This is a genomic window from Herbiconiux daphne (assembly GCF_024979295.1).
GTDB classification, from domain to species: Bacteria; Actinomycetota; Actinomycetes; order Actinomycetales; family Microbacteriaceae; genus Herbiconiux; species Herbiconiux daphnes.
On record NZ_JANLCJ010000492.1, the window covers coordinates 1 to 634 of the forward strand.

Sequence of the window (634 nt, forward strand, 5' to 3'; positions counted from 1 at the left end):
TGCCTGAAAGAGCGTTACGTGCGCTTACAATAGCACCACCAACATCGTGTTTTAATTGTGATTCTGGATACTTACTCTGTACCCATCTACCAACTGGATTGTCTCCAATGGCATTCAGGATCCCTTTTTCAGAGACACTGTCATAAAAACCTGCCATGTTATCTCCTTAGAAAGAGCCACTGAGCTGGATACTAGCACCAGAATCAGTTGATTGTGATTCGCCAATAGCTTTAGACTGAGCACCACCAATACCAACATTAATGCCACCCTGTCCTTGATCACTCAAGTTCTGGATAGCTGGCCCTTGGTCTGGTTTAGCCATAGGAGAACCTTCTGCTGGGTTAAGAACAGCCTGTTGAGCAATCTGATTAAGCAATGCACCAGCACGATCTTGAGTTTCAGCGGCTTCTGCCTGTTGAGCTTGTTGACGTTTGATATGTGGATCAGCAACACCACGTTTGTAGAAGCTGTCCTGAATAAATTGTTTCAGGTTATCTTGAGCAATCTGAGGTGGCATATAACCAGCTTCAACTTGCTTACGAAGACCTGTAGCCAACTTAGTCATCTCACCAGTTAATGAATCAAAATGTGGATCATTTTGGCGATGATGATCGAAGTTGCTATAGAAGGTGGT

The 634-nt window shown here is 44.0% G+C and carries 1 protein-coding gene; it reads right to left on the minus strand.

Annotated elements, in window-relative coordinates:
* Positions 1 to 166 precede the first annotated feature (166 nt).
* Positions 167 to 634, minus strand: a 468-nt coding sequence (locus N1032_RS26040; RefSeq protein ID WP_259543524.1) for a hypothetical protein, incomplete at its 5' end; no start/stop codon positions are given.